Here is a 23,012-nt window from a genome sequence, read left to right on the forward strand (position 1 = left end):
GACAAATAAATTGTCAAGCTAGCATTTTTTATATTTTGATTTAATTTTCAGAATTAATGATGAAATCTGTTGACTGAATGCTCATTCATAACTACAATGAGGTTATAGATTAATAGGGTAATATAGTTTATAGGAACAAAGGGGTTCGGAAACTTAGTATTCCAGGGGGGAAAAGTATGAATACATTTTTAATTATTAACTGGATTGCATTCATTGCTGTGCTACTTTATGCATTAGGGTTATTTGCATACTTATTGAAAACACGCTATGACTACATTCAGCTTGGCCGTAAAGAGGAGTTCAATCAAAAATTTTCTGAGCGTATGGAAGATATTATTGAGAAAGTATTTGGTCAATCAAAATTATTGAAAGACAAAAAGATGGGACTTGTACACGTTCTGTTTTTCTACGGGTTTTTAATGGTTCAGTTCGGAGCAATTGACCTGATCTGGAAAGGGCTGGCACCAGGTTCACATTTGCCATTAGGTGGCTTATACCCAGTATTTACATTTACACAGGAGCTTGTCGTACTAACGATTTTAATCGCAGTTGCAGTCGCATTTTACCGTCGTTATATGGAGAAGCTTGCTCGTTTAAAGCAAGGATTTAAAAACGGTTTAGTATACATGTTTTTAGCAATTTTAATGTTTGCTACACTATTTGGTAACGGTTTTTATTTAATTTGGCATGATCATGGCTTAACAGGCTCTGAACCTGTTGCCTCAGCTATTGCATGGGTATTCCAATGGATGAACCCAACAATTGCTGCTGTAATGTTCTTTGTAATGTGGTGGGCGCATTTATTAGCGCTATTAGCATTCCTTGTTTATATTCCACAAGGTAAGCATTTCCACTTAATCACGTCGATTTTAAACGTTTATTTTAATCGTCAGGAACGTATGGGTACATTACGTCCAATCGATTTTGCTGCTTTGGAAGAAGCGGAAGACGAGGAAAGTATGCCGCCGCTCGGTGTTGGTAAAATCCATGACTTCACGCAAAAGCAAATGCTCGATTTATATTCCTGTGTAGAATGTGGGCGCTGTACGAATATGTGTCCAGCAACAGGTACAGGAAAAATGCTGTCTCCGATGGATTTACTTGTAAAATTACGTGATCACTTAACATTTACAGGAGCAGTTGAATTAAAGAAAAAGCCATGGGTACCATTTTCTTTCTTCAATAATACACAAGGGAACCAATTAGCGATGGCAGCTGGTGCTGAAGGTGCGGTAATTGAAGATATTTATAGCCCATCATTAATTGGCGATGTTATTACAGAAGAGGAGATTTGGGCTTGTACGACATGTCGTAACTGTGAAGATCAATGTCCAGTAATGAATGAGCACGTGGATAAAATTATTGATTTACGCCGTTACCTAACAATGACAGAAGGTAAAGTAAACCCGGATGCACAGCGAGCGATGACAAATATCGAACGCCAAGGTAATCCATGGGGCTTAAACCGTAAAGAAAAAGAAAACTGGAGAGAGTTGGACGAATCTGTTCATGTTCCAACAGTTAAAGAGCTTAAAAAATCAGGCGAAGAAATGGAATATTTATTCTGGGTAGGTTCAATGGGTTCATTTGACAACCGCTCACAAAAAATTGCATTAGCATTCGCTAAATTAATGAATAAGGCTGGGGTTAAGTTCGCAATTTTAGGTAACAAGGAAAAGAACTCTGGTGATACACCACGTCGTTTAGGAAATGAATTCCTGTTCCAAGAGCTCGCAACAGCAAATATTGATGAATTTGAAAAAAATGGTGTAACGAAAATTGTTACAATTGACCCGCACGCATACAATATTTTCAAAAATGAATATCAGGATTTCGGCTGGAAAGGTGAAGTACTTCACCATACAGAACTTTTATACGATTTAATCCAAGAAGGTCGTCTAACAATGGACTATCGTGTGGATGAAACGATTGTATTCCATGATTCTTGTTATTTAGGTCGTTACAATGATGTATATGATCCACCACGTGAAATTTTAAAAGGCATAGCAGGTGTTAAGCTGGTTGAAATGACACGTAATCGTCAAGACGGTATGTGCTGTGGTGCTGGTGGTGGCTTAATGTGGATGGAAGAACATGTCGGAAACCGTATTAACGTAGCACGTACAGAGCAGGCTCTGGCAACACAGGCTTCTGTAATTTCATCAGGATGTCCGTACTGTTTAACAATGCTTTCAGATGGTACGAAAGCAAAAGAAGTGGAAGAAACGGTTGGAACATTTGATATTGCGGAAATTTTAGAGCGAGCAGTATTCGGTACACCGGAAAAAGTTCAAGTACAAAAAGAGCAAGTAGAAGAAATCGAAGAAGAAATTGTTTTAGCACCAGTGGAAGTTTCTGAAGAACCGACTATCGAAAAAGTGCAGGAAACAGAACTTGTAGAAGTTGAAAAAGAATCACCACCTGTGGAACAATCATCAATTACAGAAGAACAGCAAGTCGCAACGGATGAAAATTCGGTGGATACTCCTTTAGAGGAAAATGGCGAACAAGATAAAGAAAATAAGAATTAAAGAGAATAATATTTAAAGTCAGTATATTTGAATAATTGTTGCAGTTTAGAATACTATTTAATACAATGAAATTAAGTGAAAAAATGGGAGTAGATATTACTCTCATTTTTTTCTAAATATTGATTGAGCGAGCGTTCAGTCGAATAACAAAAAAATGATTTAAACAAAGGGATATTAAGTAAGGGGTTACTTAAAGGTAGGGAAAAAGGCAAAATTCTACTTAGGATTTTGCAAGATCAGCAGATTCAAACAAAGGGGTGTATGGATTGTCGAAAACAGTCATTTTAGACGGAGCACGAACACCATTCGGTAAATTTGGCGGTGGTTTAAGTTCATTAACAGCGAGTGATTTAGGTGGAATTGCAATTAAAGAGGCATTGGCAAAAGCAAATGTAGCAGCAGAAGCTGTAGATGAAGTGATTATCGGGACAGTTTTGCAGGCAGGTCAGGGGCAAATTCCTTCACGACAGGCAGCAAATAAAGCCGGTATACCATGGAATGTGAAAACAGAAACGATTAATAAAGTTTGTGCATCAGGAATGCGCAGTGTCACACTTGCCGATCAACTTATACGTTTAGGAGAAGAAGATGTAATCGTTGCAGGTGGAATGGAGTCGATGTCAAATGCACCGTACTATATGCCGAAAGGGAGATTCGGCTTACGTATGGGCGATGCGAGTTTAGTAGATGGAATGATTTATGATGGTTTGTCATGTGCATTTCATCCGAAACAAGTGCATATGGGCATTTACGGAAATGAAACAGCGAGCAAGTTTGAGGTATCCCGTGAACAGCAGGATGAATGGGCAGCACGTAGCCATGAAAAAGCGCTTGCAGCAATTGAATCAGGCAAATTTGCTGAGGAAATTGTACCTGTAGAAATTCCACAAAGAAAAGGTGAGCCGCTCCGCATTGAATCGGATGAAGCACCACGCTTAGGGACAACAGTGGAAACGCTTGCAAAATTAAAGTCGGCATTCAGTAGCGATGGATCCATTACAGCCGGAAATGCACCGGGTGTGAATGATGGGGCTTGTGCATTAGTACTTATGAGTGAAGAAAAGGCAAGACAGGAAAACCGCCAGCCACTTGCAACAATCCTAGCACATGCAGAAGTGGGCGTAGCGCCGGAAGATTTCCCTCAAACACCGGGACTTGTAATAAATGAGTTACTTAAAAAGTCAGGTAAAACATTGGCAGACATTGACTTAATCGAAATTAATGAAGCATTTGCAGCAGTTGCGCTAGTAAGCAATCAAATTAGCGGATTAGATGAGAATAAAGTGAATGTCAATGGTGGCGCAGTTGCATTAGGTCATCCGATTGGAGCAAGTGGTGCCCGTATCATTTTAACACTCGCTTACGAATTAAAGCGTCGTGGCGGTGGTTTAGGGATTGCGGCAATTTGTTCAGGCGGTGGTCAAGGGGACGCAGTTTTAATCGAAGTAACAAACTAAGGGGATGAAATAAATGACGATTCAAAAAGTTATGGTCATCGGTGCAGGACAAATGGGCTCCGGGATCGCACAAGTTTGTGCACAAGCAGGCTATGAAGTCATTTTAAATGATATGAAGGATGAGTTTTTCGAACGTGGTTTAAATAACATTACGAAAAACCTGACACGTGATGTAGAAAAAGGTCGTAAAACAGAAGAGGAAAAATCAGCTATATTAGCACGCATTACAAAATCTTTGACCATTGAAGATGCAAAAAACGCCGATATTATTATTGAAGCGGCCGTTGAAAATATGGATATTAAACAATCAATTTTTAAACAGCTTGATGAAATTGCACCAAAACATGCGATTTTGGCAACAAATACTTCAAGTTTGCCAATTACAGAAATTGCAGCAGTTACTAAGCGTCCGGAGCAGGTTATTGGCATGCACTTTATGAATCCTGTACCTGTCATGAAGCTTGTGGAAATTATTCGAGGTCTTGCAACAACAGATGCAGTATATGAAATGGTTGCCGACATGACAAAGCAACTTGGTAAAACAGGTGTAGAAGTAAATGATTTCCCAGGCTTTATTTCAAATCGTATTTTATTGCCTATGATTAATGAGGCGATTTATGCCTTATATGAAGGGGTAGCAACGAAAGAAGCGATTGATGATGTGATGAAGATGGGGATGAATCATCCGATGGGTCCACTCACATTAGCTGATTTTATTGGGCTGGATACATGTTTATCGATTATGGAAATTTTACACGAAGGACTTGGTGATAGTAAGTATCGCCCTTGTCCATTATTACGCAAATATGTGGCAGCCGGCTGGTTAGGCAAAAAGAGCGGCCGAGGTTTCTACATATACGAAAGCTGAGGGACTCCTATGAATCTACAATTTACTGATGAGCAGATAATGATGCGTAACATGGTTCGTGATTTTGCCAAAACTGAAATCGAGCCATTTATCGAGCAAATGGAAGCGGGTGAATTCCCCAGGCATTTACTAACAAAAATGGGGGAGCTCGGCCTGATGGGCATTACAGCACCTGCTGAATACGGCGGGGCAGAAATGGACTTTACTTCCTATATTATTGCCATCAATGAGCTATCGAAAGTGAGTGCAGTAATGGGTGTGATTTTATCAGTCCATACGTCTGTTGGCACAAATCCGATTTTGTATTTCGGCAATGATGAACAAAAGAAACAATATGTACCGAAGCTTGCAAGTGGTGAATATATTGGGGCCTTTTGTTTAACAGAACCAAGTGCAGGAAGTGATGCAGCGTCTTTAAAAACACGGGCAATCCGAGATGGAGAGCATTATGTACTGGATGGTGCAAAAGTATTCATAACTAATGGCGGGGAAGCCGATGTATATATCGTTTTTGCTTCTACAAATCCTGAAGCGGGATCACGCGGTATTTCAGCATTTATTGTAGAAAAGAATACACCAGGCCTAATTATCGGCAAAGATGAACGCAAAATGGGACTGCATGGCTCTAGAACAGTACAGCTAACATTCGAAAACATGCGTATTCCTGCCAAAAATCTTCTAGGGCAGGAAGGGGAAGGTTTTAAAATTGCAATGGCCAATTTAGATGTAGGTCGGATTGGTATTGCAGCCCAAAGCTTAGGCATTGCCGAAGCGGCGTTGGAAGCTGCGACGAATTATGCAAAAGAGCGCATTCAATTTGGAAAACCGATAGCCCAGCAGCAAGGTGTTGGTTTTAAGCTTGCCGATATGGCGACTGCAGTTGAAGCGGCAAAGCTACTTGTTTACCGTGCTGCAAACTTACGAAGTGAAGGATTATCATGCGGTAAGGAAGCGTCAATGGCCAAATTATTCGCTTCACAAACAGCGATGGACACAGCAATTGAAGCAGTACAAATTTTCGGTGGCTATGGCTATACAGAAGACTATCCAGTAGAACGCTATTTCCGTGACGCAAAAGTTACGCAAATTTATGAAGGCACAAGCGAAATCCAACGCATCGTTATTAGTAAGCATGTGATTGGGTAGATATTTTTGATATGTAGTTAAGGTTGCTTCTCGGTGGACACAAGTAAAGAGGAACAAATGCTTAAAACCTGTGGGAAGCGTAACCGTAACGGAAATTAACAGGTAATCTAATTTAAAGGGGATATGGGGATATGAACTTTCAATTATCAGAAGAACACCAACAACTACGCGAAATGATTCGCGACTTTGCAATCAATGAAGTAGCACCAACAGCAGAACACCGCGATGAGCATGAAGAATTTGACCGCGGCATTTTTGACAAAATGGCAGAGCTAGGTTTAACGGGTATTCCATGGCCGGAAGAATACGGCGGAGCAGGCTTTGACTACTTAGCGTACTGTATCGCAGTAGAAGAGCTATCACGAGTATGTGCATCAACAGGGGTAACATTGTCTGCACACACATCACTTGCAGGATGGCCAATTTTTAAATTCGGAAATGAAGAGCAAAAACAAAAATATCTTCGACCAATGGCTGAAGGCAAGAAAATCGGTGCTTACGGCTTAACAGAGCCGGCATCAGGTTCAGATGCTGGAGGGATGAAAACATATGCGGTAAAAGACGGCGATGACTACATTTTAAATGGCTCAAAAATCTTTATAACAAATGGTGGAATCGCAGATATTTACGTCGTGTTTGCAGTAACAGATCCAGAGGCGAAAAACGGTACAACTGCCTTTATCGTTGAAGCGGATTTCCCAGGCTTCTCAGTAGGCAAGAAGGAAAGAAAACTAGGAATTCGTTCATCTCCTACAACTGAAATTATTTTTGATAATTGCCGTGTGCCGAAAGAAAATATGTTAGGTGAAGAAGGAGAAGGCTTTAAAATTGCCATGAAAACACTTGATGGTGGACGTAACGGGATTGCTGCACAGGCAGTAGGAATTGCACAAGGCGCATTGGACGCAGCGGTTGACTATGCAAAAGAGCGTGTCCAATTCGGAAAACCGATTACAGCAAATCAAGGTATCTCGTTTAAACTTGCAGATATGGCAACAGAAATTGAAGCTTCACGTTTATTGACGTACCAAGCAGCATGGTTGGAATCAAACGATTTACCATACGGAAAAGCATCGGCAATGGCGAAGCTACTTGCGGGAGATACAGCGATGAAAGTAACGACAGAAGCTGTTCAGGTTTTTGGTGGCTACGGCTATACAAAAGACTATCCGGTAGAGCGTTATATGCGTGATGCGAAAATTACGCAAATTTATGAGGGCACACAAGAGATTCAACGCCTCGTAATTTCGCGTATGATTACGAAATAGTGTATGGCGAACAATGATAAGCTGCACGTACGATCGTCAATAAAGGATGAAAATAAAATTATAGAGCGGCGCCAGCAAATTATCGATGCAGGTGTGAAGCTCTTTAAGGAAAAGGGCTTCCACCGTGCAACAACACGAGAACTTGCAAAGGCTGCCGGATTTTCAATTGGGACATTGTATGAATATATTCGGACTAAGGAAGATGTTTTATTTTTAGTATGTGACAATATCTTCAATGAAGTGACGGAATGTTTATTGGAATTTCCTTCTGAAATAGGTTCAGTGGCAAGTTTGGAAAAAGCAATTCGTCAATATTATCTGCTCATTGATAAAATGCCTGAAGAGTTTACGATTATGTACCAGGAAACGAAGTCACTGCCGAAAGAAGCAATGCATTATATTCTCGACAAGGAGATTGAAATGGTCGCGATTTTTGAGCGTATACTAAAAGATTGTGTCGACTCTGGTAATTTATCGTTATCAAACGATGCCATCTATTTGGCGGCGCATCAAATTGTCGTTCAGGGGCAAAGTTGGGCTTTCCGTAAATGGGCGTTACAAAAACGCTATACAATTGAAGAATATATTGAATTGCAAACAACAATGTTTTTACAAGGCATTATGCAGTTTGAAAAATAAGAAAGGAAAAACGCCATGTAGAGCAACTATTTTAGGAAGTGTGCTTTGTATGGTGTTTTTTCATTATTTCACTATAACAAAGGGGTAATAAAATGGGGAAAATTGAAGTATACAAACCAAAAAATCATATTCGTTTCGTTACAGCATCTAGTCTTTTTGATGGTCATGATGCTTCGATTAATATTATGCGCCGAATTTTACAATCAAGTGGTGCAGAAGTAATTCACTTAGGTCACAACCGTTCAGTAGAGGAAGTTGTTAACGCTGCTATACAGGAAGACGCACAAGGGATAGCGATATCATCATACCAAGGTGGACATATGGAATATTTTAAATATATGTATGACCTACTGCGTGAAAAAGGTGCCCCGCATATTAAGATTTTTGGCGGTGGTGGGGGAGTTATTTTACCACGTGAAATTAAAGAGCTCCATGAGTATGGGATTGCCGGCATTTTCTCGCCGGAGGATGGTCGTCAATTAGGCTTACAAGGAATGATTAATAAAAAGCTAGAAGGCGCGGACTTTTCTACATTAAAAGGGAGTTATAAAGAGCTTTTAGAAAAGCTTTCGACAGATACACCGGAAGTTTTGGCGAATTTAATAACAGCTGCCGAAAATGGTGATGGAGAAGAGATTCAAAATATGCTGCAGCTTGTACGTAGCAAGAACTTAAACACACCAGTTATTGGAATTACCGGTACTGGTGGCGCAGGGAAATCTTCATTAACGGATGAATTAATCCGCCGTTTCCTGCAAGAGTTTCCGGATAAAAAGCTCGCTATTATATCAGTCGATCCAACGAAGCAAAAAACAGGCGGTGCATTGCTTGGTGACCGTATTCGTATGAATGCCATCTTTAATAATCGGGTTTATATGCGTAGTTTGGCAACACGTGGCTCGCATACAGAATTATCAAGCTCAATTGGCGATGTACTCGATGTAGTACGAGCAGCAGGATTTGACTTAATTCTTGTCGAAACAAGCGGCATTGGGCAAGGGGACGCAGAAATCACAAAATATACAGATCTTTCAATGTATGTAATGACAAGTGAGTTTGGTGCGCCAACACAGCTCGAAAAAATCGATATGATAGATTTTGCTGACTTAATCGCAATCAATAAATTCGAGCGAAAAGGCTCAGAAGATGCACTACGCCAAGTGCAAAAACAATTCCAGCGTTCACGTGAGCTATGGGAAGAGCCAATTGAACAAATGCCGGTATTCGGGACAATCGCTTCACAATTTAACGATTTAGGAACGAATTCATTGTTTGCTGCACTCGTATCCAAAATCAACGAAAAGTTCGGCTACAATTGGGAAACTTCCTATGAGCAATTTGTGAAAACCCAAAAGCAAAACATTGTCATCCCAAATGATCGCCGCTACTATTTACGCGAAATATCAGAAACAGTACGTAACTATCATAAGCATGCAGAACAACAGGCAAACCTCGCAACAAAATGGTATCAGCTCGAAGGAACAAAAGCATTGCTGAACGAAAGTGAAACAGCATTGATATTGTCGATTAATTCTTTATTGGAAGGGGTACAAAATGAACTAACAGCAGAATCAAAGCGTATTCTAAAAAATTGGCAAACATTAAAAGAAGCGTATGCGGGTGATGAGCTAATTACTAAAGTTCGCGATAAAGAAATTAAAACCATTTTACGAACAGAGTCTTTGGCCGGCTTAAAAATTCCAAAAGTAGCATTACCGGGCTATAAAGATTACGGTGAAATTTTACGCTGGGTGTATAAAGAAAATGTACCAGGGGAATTCCCTTATACAGCAGGCGTGTTTCCGTTCAAACGCGAAGGAGAAGATCCGAAACGTCAATTTGCTGGAGAAGGAACACCAGAACGTACAAATAAAAGGTTCCATTATTTATCGAAGGATGATGATGCAAAGCGCCTATCAACTGCATTTGACTCAGTAACACTATATGGGGAGGACCCTCATACACGCCCGGATATTTACGGGAAGGTTGGCGAATCAGGAGTAAGTATATGTACACTTGAAGATATGAAGAAGCTTTATGCAGGCTTTGATTTATGTGCACCTTCAACGTCCGTTTCGATGACTATAAATGGACCGGCACCGATTATTTTGGCGATGTTTATGAATACAGCAATAGATCAACAAGTACGTAAGCGTGAACAAGAGCTTGGTCGTACATTAACTATAGAAGAGTTTACAGAAACAAGAGAACAAACATTGCAAGTTGTGCGCGGTACTGTACAAGCGGATATATTAAAAGAAGATCAAGGGCAAAACACATGCATCTTCTCTACAGAATTTGCACTGCGTATGATGGGAGATATTCAACAATATTTCATCGATCATAAAGTCCGCAATTACTATTCTGTTTCGATTTCGGGTTATCATATTGCCGAAGCAGGAGCAAATCCAATTTCACAGCTAGCATTTACACTCGCAAATGGCTTTACGTATGTGGAATACTATTTAAGTCGTGGTATGAATATCGATGATTTTGCACCGAACTTAAGTTTCTTCTTCTCAAATGGTCTGGACCCTGAATATACAGTGATCGGCCGTGTAGCCCGCCGTATTTGGGCAGTCGTTATGCGTGAGAAATACGGTGCAAATGAACGCTCACAAAAGCTAAAGTATCATATCCAAACATCGGGTCGCAGCCTGCACGCACAAGAAATCGATTTTAATGATATTCGTACAACATTACAGGCATTAATGGCGTTACAGGATAACTGTAATTCATTGCATACAAATGCATATGATGAGGCTATAACTACTCCGACAGAAGAATCGGTTCGTCGTGCAATGGCGATTCAAATGATTATTACAAAAGAGCATGGTTTATCGAAAAATGAGAACCCTTTACAAGGCGCTTTCATTATCGAGGAGCTTACACAATTGGTGGAGCAGGCAGTGCTTGAGGAATTTGATCGCATGAATGATCGCGGTGGTGTGCTCGGTGCGATGGAAACACAGTATCAGCGCGGAAAAATTCAGGAAGAATCAATGTATTACGAGCATTTAAAGCATTCAGGGCAACTGCCGATTATTGGGGTGAATACGTACCTAAATCCAAATCCGCCTTCTGAGGATACGATCAATAATATGGAGATTGCACGTGCCTCAAAAGAAGAAAAGGATTTACAAATTGCTAATTTAGAAAGTTTTAAAGGTGCAAATGCGGATATTTGTGCTGAAGCACTTAATAAGTTAAAGGAAGTTGCAAAAACGGGTGGCAATATTTTCGAAGAGCTTATGGAAACAGTAAAAGTAGCAAGCTTAGGGCAAATTACACAAGCACTTTATGAAGTTGGCGGTCAATACCGACGCAATATGTAATAGAAAAAGCAAAAAATCACTAATATTTTGCAAAAATTGCAAATAAATTAATTTGGCATACCACGTGGACAGTAAATTTCGTTATACTAGTAAACACATGATATTTTAAAGGAAGAAGGTGCGGCATTGTGCAGCAATATTTACATTACATTTTGATATTAGCATGCCTGATCGCAACCTTCTTTTTATACAATCAGCAATTAGCAGCAGTCCCTTTGCTGATATTATCATTCATTTTATTTTATGTAGCATATAAAAAAGCAACAAATTTAAAAAACAAGAAATGAAACTAGCATAGTGATGGCATGTTTGTATATAATGGGTATTATGCTTATCTTCATTCGGCTGGTGTTTGAGTGTGGTTGAATGAACATAGTGCCTCTGGATAAATAGATATGTAAGATAAGAAAGGACGTGCACGATTTGAACTTTCGTGGTATGACAGATGAACAATTAGCAGAAGAGTCATTAATCGACTTAGCATACGCACTACTAGAAGAAAAAAAACAAGCAATGCCTTTAAATGAATTATTAAAAGGTATCCAAGAATTAAATGGAATTTCCGATGAAAACTTGAAATCTCGTTTAGTGCAATTTTATACAGACTTAAATGTAGAAGGTCGTTTCTTATTAAACCAGGAAAATGGTTGGGGATTACGTGAATGGTATAAAGTAGAAACAATCGAAGAAGAAACTGCACCGACTATTAAGACGCGTAAAAAGAAAGCTAAAGTCGCGGATGACGAAGATGAAGAAGTACTTGACCTTGAAGAAGAGGATGTATTATTCGAGGAAGATTATGATGAATTCGTAGACGACGAAGACGATGAAGATGAAGTGGAAGAAGACATCGACTTTGTAGAAGAAGACATCGAGGAAATCGACGCCGACATCGATGAAGAGCTGATCGATGAAGATGATACATTTATTATCGAGGATGACGACGAAGAGGAATTGGATGAAGAGCTGGAAGAGGAAGAAGATTTAAAATAAGTAGTGTTTCAATTGAAAAATTGAAAGTGCTTGACTTCTTTTTCAGTTACGTATAATCTTTTACTTGGGCTCCTTTAAAAAGGAGATTGACCGTATAAGTAATACGCTCCCCCTGCAAACTGATGCAGGAGGAGCGTTTTTTATTTTTTTATATGTATATTAGAAAAACATTCACTTGCTTCAAGTAAGTAACCGGGTGTTTTTCTAATTTGTTTTAGAAAGAAGGAGGAATTTATTATATGACAAAGTATATATTCGTAACAGGTGGGGTAGTATCATCTCTTGGTAAAGGAATTGTAGCTGCTTCTTTAGGTCGTTTATTAAAAAACCGTGGATTGGAAGTAACAATCCAAAAGTTTGATCCGTATTTAAACATCGATCCAGGTACAATGAGCCCTTACCAGCACGGTGAAGTTTTCGTTACTGATGATGGTGCAGAGGCGGATTTAGACTTAGGACACTATGAGCGTTTCATTGATATTAATTTAGGAAAACACTCAACAGTAACTTCTGGTAAAGTATATCAGTCTGTATTGAATAAAGAGCGCCGTGGTGACTACAACGGTGGCACAGTTCAAGTAATTCCTCATGTAACAAATGAAATTAAAGACCGTATTCAACGTGCAGGCCGTGAAACTTCGGCGGATGTGGTAATTACGGAAATTGGCGGTACAGTAGGTGACTTCGAATCCCTTTCTTTCCTTGAAGCAATTCGTCAAATGCGTCGTGATCTAGGTCATGAAAATGTCATGTATATCCACTGTACATTAATGCCTTACATCGCGGCTGCAGGAGAAATGAAGACAAAACCAACACAGCACTCTGTAAAAGAGTTACGTTCATTAGGTATTCAGCCAAACATTATCGTTTTACGTACTGAACAGCCGGTACCTCAGGATATGAAAGAGAAAATTGCACTATTTTGTGACGTGCAATCTTCTGATATTATCGAATCGCGTGATGCCGAACATTTATATGAAGTGCCATTAAACTTACATGCACAAGGATTCGACCAAATCGTTCTTGACCACTTCCGCATTAGCGCACCACAGGCAAATATGGAAGATTGGAAAGACCTTGTACATTTAGTGAAAAACTTAGAACATAAAACACGTATCGCTTTAGTCGGTAAATATGTGGAGCTACAAGATGCTTATATTTCTGTAGTAGAAGCATTGAAGCATGCAGGTTATGTTTACAATTCAGATATTGAAATCGATTGGATCAATGCTGAAAATATTACTGCTGAAAACGTGGAGCAATTATTAGGACAAGTAGACGGTATTTTAGTACCAGGTGGTTTCGGTGACCGCGGTGTTGAAGGGAAAATCGAATCCATTCGCTATGCTCGTGAAAATGACATTCCGTTCTTCGGTATTTGTTTAGGTATGCAAATGGCTACTGTAGAATTTGCGCGTAATGTAATGGGCTTGGATGGTGCACATTCAACAGAATTAGATAAAAACACGAAGTACCCAATCATTGATTTCTTACCAGATCAATCTGAGGATACAGATTTAGGCGGTACGTTACGTCTTGGACTATATCCATGTAAATTAAAAGAAGGATCACGTGCACGTGCGGCATACAACGGTGAAGAGTTAGTGTATGAGCGTCACCGTCACCGCTACGAGTTTAACAATGAATTCCGTGAAGCAATGGAAGCGGAAGGTATGGTATTCTCAGGTGTATCACCTGATAATAAGTTAGTGGAAATCGTTGAATTACCAGAGAAAAAATTCTTTGTGGCAGGTCAATTCCACCCAGAATTAATTTCTCGCCCACAACGCCCACAGCCACTATTCCGTGAGTTTGTTGGAGCTGCGTTTAACAACCGAAAATAACACTTTAGTAGCGTGTCCTATTTTAAATGGGGCACGCTTTTATTTTGGGGAAACTGAAAATCCGTATAAAAAACGACCCCTATTACGTATTGAAACGTAATAAGAATCGTTTGCGAATTAAGCAAATGGAGAAATAGACTCCTCTTCGTCATCTTCTTCATCATCGACCAGCATTTCATCAAATTCCATTTTAATTGCTTCATAAATATATAAAGCAGCCATTAAATGAGGAAATACAATTCGCTCACCAAGCTTTGTTGGATGGGGTAAAATTCCCCCACGTACTTTTAATGAAATATACGTATAGGCAAGCTCGCTTAATTTATTGCCGGTCTCAGCAACCTCACTTGCGACAGCTGCAAAGGGAATAAAGTCATCATGTAGTTTTTGCGCGAGCTTTAACGCTTGTTCATCCGTTGCATGCTGCGTAAAAATAATGAGACGATCGGCTGGCAGCAACTCTACCTCATCCGTATAACGGGCAAACTTTGCAAAAGGATTTGCGCCAAGCTCTGCATGGATTGCGACAGCTTCCATTTCACCAAAAGCAGCAAAGTAAATAGTTCCTTGCCCGATTGCCGCCTGTGCCAATAAACGGGCTGTTTCCTCAATCGGTTCTTCTTCTGACTGTTGAATGCGCTGAAATAGCCCTGTTAATTGAGTAGTTAAAATTTTAGACATAATTCCACCTCAAAGCTATTATAAAATTGTGCTCAAGAAAAAGCAAAATCATATATACTTATTGTAAAAGAAGGAAAATAAAGATAAAAATTGAATTTAGTAATATAAAATCATTATCGTAAATGGGGAATGACTATGAGGGATATATTAATCGTAGATGATCAAAGAGGGATAAGGTTGCTGTTAGATGAATTATTTAAAAAAGAAGGATTTATTACACATCTGGCTGCAAATGGTTACGATGCATTAAAAATAGCAAAGGAAAATGCAATAGATTGCGTTTTACTGGATATGAAAATTCCTGGAATGGATGGATTGGAGATTTTAGCTCATTTAAAAAGTGAAAATCCAGATTTACCGGTAATAATGATGACAGCGTACGTTGAACAGCATATGATTGATACCGCAACAGAACTCGGCGTGACAAAGTACTTCTCTAAGCCATTCAATATATTTGAAATACGTGATGAGGTCAAAAAAATATTAACAATCCACGAAAAAATATAAATTAACCGGTGAGCAGGCAGTAGCGCATACTGTCTGTTTTTGTTATGATTAATCTGATTGTTTATATCAATTCTTTTAAATTTGCATAGAATTGACAATAGAAAAAATACTTAAAAAAAGCATATTGCACAAACTATGTTTTTCTAGTAGCAAACTATTTATGTATCTTCGAGGAGGATTTTAATAATGCCGTTAGTTTCAATGAAAGAAATGTTAATTAAAGCAAAAGCAGAAAGTTATGCAGTAGGTCAGTTCAATATTAACAACTTAGAGTGGACACAAGCTATTCTACAGGCAGCAGAAGAAGAAAAATCACCGGTAATTTTAGGTGTGTCAGAAGGTGCCGGTAAATATATGGGCGGATTCATTGCTGTTGTAAAAATGGTTGAGGGCTTAATGGAAAGCTATAAAACAACAGTTCCAGTTGCCATTCATTTAGACCATGGTTCGAGCTTCGATAAATGTAAAGAAGCAATCGATGCTGGCTTTACTTCTGTAATGATTGACGCTTCACATCATCCATTCGAAGAAAATATAGAAACAACAAAATCTGTTGTTGAATATGCTCATGCAAAAGGTGTTTCTGTAGAAGCTGAATTGGGTACAGTAGGTGGCGAGGAAGATGGTGTTATCGGTGGTATTATGTATGCTAACCCACAAGAGTGCAAAGCTTTAGTGGAAGCTACAGGAATAGATTGCCTTGCACCAGCACTAGGTTCAGTACACGGTCCTTATAAAGGGGAGCCAAACTTAGGATTCACTGAAATGGAAGAAATCTCTACACTAACGGATGTACCTTTAGTTTTACATGGTGGTACTGGAATTCCAACAAAGGATATTCAACGTTCTATCTCGTTAGGTACAGCTAAAATTAACGTAAATACAGAAAACCAAATCGCGGCGACTAAAGTGATCCGTGAATTTTTGGATGGCGACAAGAAAACATATGACCCACGAAAATATTTAGGGCCGGCTCGAGAAGCGATTAAAGCGACAGTTATCGGAAAAATGCGTGAATTCGGTAGCTCGGGGAAAGCTTAACAAATAAATGATTCCACAAAAGAAATGCGCAAAGTAGAGCACATTTCTTTGTGAACACTTGTTTTCAACTTCAAGCATCTCGTTCACAACTGGGCGGGATGTGTTTTTCTAAGTACACATAAATCGGAGGACATATAAATGAAATTTTTTATTGATACAGCAAACTTTGACGAGATTAAAGAAGCATACTCTTGGGGTATTCTTTCAGGTGTAACAACAAACCCTTCATTAGTAGCGAAAGAATCAGGTGTAAATTTCCACGATCGCTTACGTGAAATCGCGGAATTAGTAAACGGATCGGTGTCTGGTGAAGTAATCTCTTTAGACGCTGAAGGCATGATTCGTGAAGGGGAAGAATTAGCGGCAATTCACCCAAACATTACTGTAAAACTGCCGATGACTCCAGATGGTTTAAAAGCATGTAAACACTTCTCTGAAAAAGGGATTAAAACAAATGTGACATTAATTTTCTCTGCAAACCAAGCATTAATGGCCGCTCGTGCAGGCGCATCATATGTATCTCCATTTTTAGGACGTTTAGATGATATTGGTCAAGACGGTGTTGAATTAATTCGTGAAATTGCAGAAATGTTTGCAATCCATGAGATTGATACTGAAATAATTGCTGCTTCTATTCGTCATCCACAACATATTACGCAAGCTGCATTGGCAGGTGCACATATTGCAACTACACCATACAAAGTTTTACAGCAACTGTTTAACCATCCATTAACAGCCAAAGGAATTGAAGGATTTTTAGCGGATTGGGCAAAGCGTGAAGGGAAATAATAAGAATACTTCACAGCAATCTGGTTCATTGTGAAATTTGTCCAATTATAAGGGAGAACACAAAATGGATGTATTTAAAATTCAAGGCGGACGTCGACTAAAAGGGAAAATTACTGTTAGTGGTGCAAAAAATAGTGCAGTTGCTTTAATTCCTGCATCAATTTTGGCGGATTCTTCCGTTACAATTGGAGGAATTCCCGAGATTTCGGATGCGTGGACATTAAAAGCACTACTTGAAGAAATCGGTGGGGAAGTAACATTTGAAGATGGGAAGATGACAATCGACCCGTCGAAAATGGTAGCAATGCCTCTGCCGAATGGCAATGTAAAAAAATTACGGGCATCCTACTATATGATGGGTGCTATGTTAGGACGTTTTAAGCAAGCCGTAATTGGTTTGCCAGGAGGCTGTTTTTTAGGTCCGCGTCCAATTGATCAGCATATTAAAGGATTTGAAGCTTTAGGTGCAAAAGTAACGAATGAGCACGGTGCAATTTATTTGCGTGCAGATGAACTGATCGGCGCAAAAATCTATTTAGACGTGGCAAGTGTAGGTGCAACAATTAATATAATGCTGGCAGCAGTGCGGGCAAAAGGTAAAACAACTATTGAAAACGCTGCTAAAGAGCCTGAAATTATTGATGTTGCGACACTTTTGACAAATATGGGCGCAAATATTAAAGGTGCTGGTACAAGTGTTATACGTATTGAAGGTGTCGATGAGTTAAAAGGAACGAAGCATACGATTATTCCGGATCGAATTGAAGCTGCAACATTTATGATAATGGCAGCGGCGATTGGTGATGGCGTAGTAATCGACAATGTTATTCCACTACATTTAGAGGCAGTGACAGCGAAGCTTCGGGAAATGGGCGTAATCGTGGAAGAAAACGAAGAAAGTTTGTACATTCCAAAACAAACGAATTTACAGGCAGTTGATGTTAAAACTCTTGTATATCCAGGGTTTCCAACTGATGTACAGCAGCCATTATCGGTATTAATGACCCAGGCAGAAGGCGCTTCAATGATAACGGACACAATTTATTCAGCACGCTTCAAACATATCGATGAATTAAGTCGCATGAGTGCAAAGGCACGAGTAGAAGGGAATACCGCAATTATACAAGGACCCGTTTCTTTAGAAGGATCTGCTGTAACAGCAACTGATCTACGTGCAGGTGCGGCATTGGTTTTAGCCGGTTTAATTGCAAAAGGTGAGACAGAAATCCATGAGATTCATCATATCGAACGCGGGTATAGTTCGTTAATTGAAAAATTATGTGCGTTAGGTGCGAATATCCGCAAAGAGTCATCAGTCATTAAAACGAATAATAAAGCATAAAATTTGCCATAATTGATGCGCAAATTCGTGCACCTTTAGAATATGTTAAAATTAAATTTGAAAATAATGTTAAGTTAATTATACAATTTCAAAACAGCGGTTTTTAATGCTGTTAAAATCGGCTTTACCCGATTACAGGAGGCAAACACAAAATGGAACGTAGTTTATCAATGGAAGTAGTACGTGTAACAGAAGCAGCAGCGATTGCATCAGCGAAATGGATGGGACGCGGACTTAAAAATGAAGCAGATGACGCAGCAACAACAGCGATGCGTGTTATGTTTGATACAATCCCAATGCATGCGACAGTTGTAATTGGTGAAGGAGAAATGGATGAAGCACCGATGCTTTATATCGGTGAAGAATTAGGGCTTCGAAATGGCGGACCTGAAGTTGATATCGCAGTGGATCCATTAGAAGGTACGAATATCGTAGCAAAAGGTACAAATGGCGCGATGACAGTACTGGCTATTGCAGACCGTGGAAACCTTTTAAACGCACCGGATATGTATATGGATAAAATTGCAGTAGGTCCAGAAGCAGCAGGTAAAGTTGATATTAATGCCTCTGTTACTTATAACCTACTGCAAGTAGCTAAGGCAAAAAATAAAGATATTTCTGATGTTGTAGCAACACTTTTAGATCGTGAGCGTCATCAGCATATTGTTGATGAAATCCGTGAAACAGGTGCTCGTATTAAATTTATTCAAGATGGCGATGTAGCTGCTGCAATTAATACAGCTTTTGACGAAACAGGTATCGACATTATGTTTGGTATGGGTGGCGCTCCGGAAGGTGTTATCGCAGCAGTAGCATTAAAATGTTTAGGTGGCGATTTCCAAGCTAAACTAGTTCCGGAAGATGAAGAACAACTAGAACGTTGCAAAAAAATGGGCATCGACGTAGATAAAGTATTAATGATGGATGATTTAGTTAAGGGCGACGATGCAATTTTTGCAGCAACTGCTGTTACTGACTCAGAACTTTTACGTGGTGTTCAATATAAAGGTTCCTATGCACTGACACATTCGGTTGTAATGCGCGCAAAATCCGGTACAGTACGCTTTATCGAAGGGCGCCACAGTATTGCCAAAAAGCCAAAGTACGGTCAACTCTAACTTCTCATATATTGTAATTAACATAGAAAAACCCATTTTCATTTAATTTACGATATTATATAATTAATGCCCGGTATAATAGCCGGGCATCTTTCAAATAAGTGAATCTTCTTCCAACGCGCATTCCTAAATTTTCTATATGTAAAAGCCCAAAAAATTAATAGACTGGAGAAAACCTATGACAGCATTAACCATTGCTCAATTAGAAAGCATGACATTAAAAGAATTATATGCTTTAGCGAAGCAATTTAAAGTTATGAATGCTAGTAAGCTAAATAAAAAGGAACTTATTTTTGCGATTTTAAAATCACGCTCTGAACAGGAAGGCTTCTTTTTCATGGAAGGTGTTTTAGAAATCATTCCTACAGATGGCTTCGGGTTTTTACGCCCGATTAACTATTCCCCTTCGAAAGAGGACATTTATATTTCAGCTTCGCAAATTCGCCGCTTTGATTTACGAAATGGAGATAAAGTATCTGGAAAAGTTCGTCCTCCAAAAGAAAACGAACGCTATTATGGACTATTGCAAGTTGATGCAGTAAATGGCGAAGATCCGGAAGTAGCTAAAGAGCGAGTGCATTTCCCTGCATTAACGCCACTTTACCCGGACCGTCATATTAAATTGGAAACAGTACCTACAAAACTTTCAACACGAATTATGGATTTAGTAGCTCCTGTTGGGTTTGGTCAACGTGGGTTAATTGTGGCACCGCCAAAAGCAGGTAAAACCTCTTTATTAAAAGAAATTGCCAATGCAATTACGACAAATCATCCGGAAGCGGAACTTATCGTATTATTAATTGATGAGCGTCCAGAGGAAGTAACAGATATCGAGCGCTCAGTAAACGCTGATGTTGTTTCTTCTACTTTTGATGAAGTGCCGGAAAATCATGTGAAAGTAGCGGAAATCGTGCTAGAACGTGCACGTCGTTTAGTAGAACATAAGCGTGATGTCATTATTTTAATGGACTCCATTACGCGTTTAGCACGTGCTTACAACTTAGTTATTCCGCCAAGTGGCCGTACACTTTCAGGTGGTATTGACCCAGCTGCATTCCATCGTCCAAAACGTTTCTTCGGTTCGGCTCGTAATATTGAAGAGGGTGGTAGTTTAACAATTTTGGCGACTGCTCTTATCGATACAGGTAGCCGTATGGATGAAGTAATTTACGAGGAGTTTAAAGGGACGGGTAACTTGGAATTACATTTAGACCGCAGCTTGGCAGAGCGCCGTATATTCCCGGCACTAGATATTCGCCGTTCAGGTACGCGTAAAGAAGAGCTTCTTATTCCGAAAGATCAGTTGGATAAGTTATGGGCAATCCGTAAAACATTTAGTGACTCTCATGATTTCGGCGAGAAGTTTTTACGCAAAATACGCACAACGAAATCAAATGAAGAATTTTTCGAGAAGCTTGATACGGATATGAAAAAAGCAACGAACGGTAAAGGATTATTGTAATCTTTCATCAAGTAATTGCTGAAAGGCTATACTCTATTTTAAATTAACCCCCATGTGAAGGTAACGAATTGTATTCTAATGCTTTTCAAAAATAATTAAAAATAGTTGCAACCTATTTTAATTGTTGCTATAATTCTTTAAGTATGAAACGTGCACATATATAGCTGACCTCCACACATTACGTATGTAGTGACATATTCGGGCTATGTAAGGTGCAGTTCGAAAATACTCTGTTCCAGATGGTTCAGGGCGAGAGGAGAAAACGAATATGAAACAAGGTATCCACCCAGATTACAAAGTAGCAACAGTAACTTGCTCTTGTGGTAATTCTTTTGAAACAGGTTCAGTTAAAGAAAAGATCTCAATCGAGTTCTGTAACGAATGTCACCCATTCTACACAGGTCGTCAAAAGTTCGCTTCTGCTGACGGACGTGTTGATAAGTTCAACAAAAAATATGGTATGAAATAATACCTTAACCCATCTCCACGTTGTTGGAGATGGGTTTTTGATTTTTATATTAAGCAAAATAATTATATTAGATCATATTGTGAAGTTATTAGAATACTTTTAATGGTTTTTAGAAAGCATTAAAAGTAAATTCGAAAACGGAAAACGTATATTAGAAAATATACATACTTTATTAGAAGACACGAGTTTTATTAGAAAAAATAAAATTATATTAGCAAAAATTTAGTTATATTAGAAGTCTTTCACACAAGTTTTCTTAAAGTACAGCATCGTTTGCAATAGACGAATCGTGAAAAAATAGCTAAGATAAAAGAAGAAAAATAAAAAGTAAAGAGGCTGGGACATAAGTAGAAATTTCTTTGTAAAAGGAAAATACTCTTATGTAGAAATTGATATTATATGAATTGATTGAAGTGAAGGGGCGACTCCTGGGGGAACAGCAAAATTTATTTTGCGACGAGTAACCGCAGGAGCACTGACGCCTGAGACTACAGGCTCAGGCCGTGCCCCCGGAAAGCGTCCCCGTAACGGAAATCAATTCTGGCAGAAACAGAAAAATATCTATTTTTTCTTTGAAAAAATAGATATTTTTCGTTTTGTCCCATGCTCTTTTGTCTGTAATTACGTGGAGAAACGAGGAATTATAATGGCTCAATTATTTTATAAACATGGTGCAATGAACAGCGGGAAATCAATTGAAATTTTAAAAGTTGCTCACAATTATGAAGAACAAAATAAATCAGTTCTTATATTTACATCAGGCATTGATACACGTGATGAAGTAGGAGTGGTATCAAGCCGAATTGGTTTAAAACGCCCGGCAATTGCCGTTTTTAATGATACAAATATTTATGAGATCGTCAAAGATCATGAAGGAAAATTATACTGTGTACTCGTTGATGAAGTACAATTTTTATCAAAAGAGCATGTTCTTCAATTGACTCAAATTGTCGATGAGTTGAATATACCGGTTATGGGATTCGGCTTAAAAAATGATTTCCAGAACGAACTGTTTGAAGGTAGCCGTTACATGACGATTTATGCTGACAAAATTGAAGAAATGAAAACAATTTGCTGGTTCTGCCATAAAAAGGCGACGATGAATTTAAGAGTAGATGAAAATAAAAAACCCGTTCGTACAGGTGATCAAATCCAAATTGGGGGCAATGATAGTTATTATCCCGTTTGTCGTAAATGTCATTCAAACCCACCTTTATAACTTCAGGCATATAGTATATATTTCAAAGAAAACTGGAATCCTAAATGTATTTATGCAAAGTATAAATGATATGAATAAAGTTCGCCGTAGAGGTAGCAACAACCGTGAAATTTCTTTATACTAGTAAAGGTGCATTTTAACGTAACTCGAGAAATTAATTTGATGCTTCATTAAAGATGAAGATAATAAAACTAGATGTTAAAGACCGTTGATTGGAATGGAGGGGAGGCGACTCCTGCGGGAATAGCAAATGGCTATTTGCGACGAGTAATCGCAGGAGCACGAGGTAGAGCAAAAGGAACA

General features: G+C 39.0%; 18 protein-coding genes. 17 read left to right on the forward strand and 1 reads right to left on the reverse strand.

The window, feature by feature from the left end; all coding sequences use genetic code 11:
* Positions 1 to 176: 176 nt before the first annotated feature.
* The 9 genes from H9635_RS13230 (at position 177) to H9635_RS13270 (ending at position 14,081) form a co-directional block, all read left to right on the forward strand.
* Complete coding sequence (locus H9635_RS13230; protein WP_225231302.1) at positions 177 to 2,531, forward strand: (Fe-S)-binding protein; 2,355 nt, start codon at positions 177 to 179, stop codon at positions 2,529 to 2,531.
* A 266-nt stretch (positions 2,532 to 2,797) separates the two neighbouring features.
* Positions 2,798 to 3,988 carry an acetyl-CoA C-acetyltransferase gene (locus tag H9635_RS13235; RefSeq protein ID WP_191700778.1) on the forward strand — a complete coding sequence of 397 codons (1,191 nt, stop codon included), beginning with the start codon at positions 2,798 to 2,800 and terminating at the stop codon, positions 3,986 to 3,988.
* A gap of 13 nt (positions 3,989 to 4,001) precedes the next feature.
* Positions 4,002 to 4,856 (forward strand): 3-hydroxybutyryl-CoA dehydrogenase, encoded by an 855-nt coding sequence (locus H9635_RS13240; RefSeq protein WP_191700779.1) that lies wholly within the window; start codon positions 4,002 to 4,004, stop codon positions 4,854 to 4,856.
* Positions 4,857 to 4,865: 9 nt separating this feature from the next.
* Positions 4,866 to 6,002: an acyl-CoA dehydrogenase gene (locus H9635_RS13245; protein WP_191700780.1), complete on the forward strand. Its 1,137-nt coding sequence runs from the start codon at positions 4,866 to 4,868 to the stop codon at positions 6,000 to 6,002.
* Between the two features lie 131 nt (positions 6,003 to 6,133).
* Entirely contained in the window at positions 6,134 to 7,270 is a 1,137-nt protein-coding gene (locus tag H9635_RS13250) for an acyl-CoA dehydrogenase (protein ID WP_191700781.1), read from the forward strand.
* A 3-nt stretch (positions 7,271 to 7,273) separates the two neighbouring features.
* Entirely contained in the window at positions 7,274 to 7,909 is a 636-nt protein-coding gene (locus H9635_RS13255) for a TetR/AcrR family transcriptional regulator (protein WP_191700782.1), read from the forward strand.
* Between the two features lie 92 nt (positions 7,910 to 8,001).
* Positions 8,002 to 11,244 carry a fused isobutyryl-CoA mutase/GTPase IcmF gene (gene icmF, locus H9635_RS13260; protein WP_191700783.1) on the forward strand — a complete coding sequence of 1,081 codons (3,243 nt, stop codon included), beginning with the start codon at positions 8,002 to 8,004 and terminating at the stop codon, positions 11,242 to 11,244.
* A gap of 414 nt (positions 11,245 to 11,658) precedes the next feature.
* Positions 11,659 to 12,237: a DNA-directed RNA polymerase subunit delta gene (gene rpoE, locus H9635_RS13265; protein WP_191700784.1), complete on the forward strand. Its 579-nt coding sequence runs from the start codon at positions 11,659 to 11,661 to the stop codon at positions 12,235 to 12,237.
* A gap of 239 nt (positions 12,238 to 12,476) precedes the next feature.
* Positions 12,477 to 14,081, forward strand: a complete 1,605-nt coding sequence (locus H9635_RS13270) for a CTP synthase (protein ID WP_191700785.1) — start codon at positions 12,477 to 12,479, stop codon at positions 14,079 to 14,081.
* A gap of 117 nt (positions 14,082 to 14,198) precedes the next feature.
* Here H9635_RS13270 and H9635_RS13275 read toward each other — a convergent pair whose 3' ends face one another.
* Positions 14,199 to 14,762, reverse strand: a complete 564-nt coding sequence (locus H9635_RS13275; protein ID WP_191700786.1) for a DUF2529 family protein — start codon at positions 14,760 to 14,762, stop codon at positions 14,199 to 14,201.
* A gap of 129 nt (positions 14,763 to 14,891) precedes the next feature.
* Between H9635_RS13275 and H9635_RS13280 the strand changes: the two genes are divergently transcribed.
* The 8 genes from H9635_RS13280 (at position 14,892) to H9635_RS13315 (ending at position 22,709) form a co-directional block, all read left to right on the forward strand.
* Positions 14,892 to 15,269 (forward strand): response regulator, encoded by a 378-nt coding sequence (locus H9635_RS13280; RefSeq protein WP_191700787.1) that lies wholly within the window; start codon positions 14,892 to 14,894, stop codon positions 15,267 to 15,269.
* Positions 15,270 to 15,455: 186 nt separating this feature from the next.
* Positions 15,456 to 16,310, forward strand: a complete 855-nt coding sequence (locus H9635_RS13285) for a class II fructose-bisphosphate aldolase (RefSeq protein WP_191700788.1) — start codon at positions 15,456 to 15,458, stop codon at positions 16,308 to 16,310.
* 138 nt (positions 16,311 to 16,448) lie between these two features.
* Complete coding sequence (fsa, locus tag H9635_RS13290; RefSeq protein ID WP_191700789.1) at positions 16,449 to 17,099, forward strand: fructose-6-phosphate aldolase; 651 nt, start codon at positions 16,449 to 16,451, stop codon at positions 17,097 to 17,099.
* 64 nt (positions 17,100 to 17,163) lie between these two features.
* Entirely contained in the window at positions 17,164 to 18,441 is a 1,278-nt protein-coding gene (locus H9635_RS13295; protein ID WP_191700790.1) for a UDP-N-acetylglucosamine 1-carboxyvinyltransferase, read from the forward strand.
* 152 nt (positions 18,442 to 18,593) lie between these two features.
* Complete coding sequence (glpX, locus tag H9635_RS13300) at positions 18,594 to 19,559, forward strand: class II fructose-bisphosphatase (protein ID WP_191700791.1); 966 nt, start codon at positions 18,594 to 18,596, stop codon at positions 19,557 to 19,559.
* Between the two features lie 178 nt (positions 19,560 to 19,737).
* Positions 19,738 to 21,021, forward strand: a complete 1,284-nt coding sequence (rho, locus tag H9635_RS13305) for a transcription termination factor Rho (RefSeq protein WP_191700792.1) — start codon at positions 19,738 to 19,740, stop codon at positions 21,019 to 21,021.
* 268 nt (positions 21,022 to 21,289) lie between these two features.
* On the forward strand, positions 21,290 to 21,490 hold the full coding sequence (gene rpmE, locus H9635_RS13310; RefSeq protein ID WP_191700793.1) for a 50S ribosomal protein L31: 201 nt from the start codon (positions 21,290 to 21,292) through the stop codon (positions 21,488 to 21,490).
* Positions 21,491 to 22,136: 646 nt separating this feature from the next.
* Positions 22,137 to 22,709 carry a thymidine kinase gene (locus tag H9635_RS13315; protein WP_191700864.1) on the forward strand — a complete coding sequence of 191 codons (573 nt, stop codon included), beginning with the start codon at positions 22,137 to 22,139 and terminating at the stop codon, positions 22,707 to 22,709.
* The last annotated feature ends 303 nt before the right edge of the window (positions 22,710 to 23,012 follow it).

Origin of the sequence: Solibacillus faecavium (assembly GCF_014836905.1) — a bacterium.
Classification (GTDB): Bacteria; Bacillota; Bacilli; order Bacillales_A; family Planococcaceae; genus Solibacillus; species Solibacillus faecavium.